The organism is Chryseobacterium luquanense (assembly GCF_026460945.1).
GTDB lineage: Bacteria > Bacteroidota > Bacteroidia > Flavobacteriales > Weeksellaceae > Chryseobacterium > Chryseobacterium luquanense.
Genome location: NZ_JAOVZV010000032.1, coordinates 1 through 416 on the forward strand (window position 1 = coordinate 1; position 416 = coordinate 416).

Consider the following 416-nt stretch of genomic DNA (forward strand, 5'->3'; position numbering starts at 1 on the left):
ACAACTTGATGTAATAATATCAGTTGTATCAATGAATTTCCAATTAAGTTGATTAAGGTTTCCGTTTAAGAAGCTAATATAAATATCACCTGTCATACCACAAATGTCATTATCAAAATAAAACAATGAATATCTCTTGTTAGGTATTGTAAAAAAACGCGTTCCTTCAATCTTAGTATCATTATCAGGTAAATTTGTATTGTTAAACAATACATTTCCTGTATTATCCAATACTTTGAATTTTCCTATCAAAACATCTTTATAATAAGGATTGTTTTCTTTGTGATCCAAATATTTTTTTATTCTTTTAAATTGTACAAAGAATATTTTATTTCCCCATGTTGCTTTCCAATCACCTTCGTAAGGCAGGAGATCATTATTCAAATCTTTGATATATGCATTAGTTGGTACTTCAG

General features: G+C 27.2%; 1 protein-coding gene. It reads right to left on the reverse strand.

All coding sequences use genetic code 11. The features are described 5' to 3' along the window. On the reverse strand, positions 1-416 hold a 416-nt coding region (locus tag OEA66_RS20140; RefSeq protein WP_311136928.1), incomplete at both ends, for a DUF6705 family protein.